This window comes from Pedobacter sp. UYP1 (assembly GCF_040547305.1).
Taxonomy (GTDB): domain Bacteria; phylum Bacteroidota; class Bacteroidia; order Sphingobacteriales; family Sphingobacteriaceae; genus Pedobacter.
In genome coordinates, this window is record NZ_JBEPPL010000051.1 from 1 (window position 1) to 1,216 (window position 1,216).

The 1,216-nt window shown below is 36.4% G+C and carries 1 protein-coding gene; it reads right to left on the reverse strand.

Translation table 11 applies throughout. The features are described 5' to 3' along the window. Positions 1–1,216: condensation domain-containing protein (locus ABIB30_RS27240; RefSeq protein ID WP_354306167.1), on the reverse strand; the 1,216-nt coding region annotated here is incomplete at both ends.

Consider the following 1,216-nt stretch of genomic DNA (forward strand, 5'->3'; position numbering starts at 1 on the left):
AAAGGAAGATTATGGTAAACAGGACTCCCCTGGTATAAATAATCTTTCTCAAACTCATCGATAAACCACATCCGGTTCTGGTGCTCAGAACATAAGACAGGCACAGAAGGATCAACAACAGAAGATACTGAAGGAAGCGCTGTGTAGTTATCGGTAAAACTCAGCTGAACCAGCTTATCAAGGCTCAATCCAGGATGTGCTAGTGCCTGCTCGATTGTTTGCATTAATTGAGCTTGCAATTTTTCTATGGTGCTTACACTATAGACATAGTCATTATAAAAGAAACTAAATGTTAAAGTTTCATGAGGAAAGATAAAAAGAGTCAAATCATAACCATTCTGTTCAAATCCTTCAGAAGATAATATTGACAAATTCTCTTTTTTATTTGTTCCGGATTCTTTTACTATCAACTCCTGTACAGGATAGTTCTCAAAAGCAAGAATATGATCAAATAATTCCCTATCCTTATTATTTTCCAGTTGAATATTTGCTAATTGTGTATAATGATATTGGCTACCTTCTGCAAATTTCTTCTGTAATGTTTTTAATAATTCTGCAATGGTTTCCTTTCCTGAAAATTGAATACGCACTGGAATGGTATTCACAAACAATCCGATCATCTCTTCTATACCTGCAATCTCACCAGGACGTCCAGAAACAACAGCACCAAAGACTACATCTTTACTATTGTTATATCTGCTAAGCAGAATTCCCCAGATTACCTGAATAAATGTATTTTCGGTAATTCCCAGACTTATACATAAATCTGTTATAGACGCTCTTACTTCTTTTGATAATTCTATGTTCGTCTTGCATAAATTATAGTCCTGAGTCTTATAATTATTCTTCTTAGGGAAACTTGCAGTTTGATTATAATCCAACAAATAGTTGCCCCAATAGCTTAGAGAAGCTGTTTGATCTAAAGCCATCAACCACTTCATATAATCCGAATAAGGATATACGGTAGTTAAGGCTGCTGGTTTGCCTGACAAATAACCTTCATATAACTGAAAGAATTCTTTAATCAGTATTCCTACACACCATCCATCCATTAAGATATGATGATGACCCCAGACAAATTCATTGATATTATCTCCCAGATCCAGAACCGTTAAACGTACCTGAGAACCTGAATGCAGGTCAAAACCACGGGAACGGTCTGCCAACTTAAAGGCCTCAACGGCATCCGCTTCTCCTTTTTCTGCTGCTGTTGTTG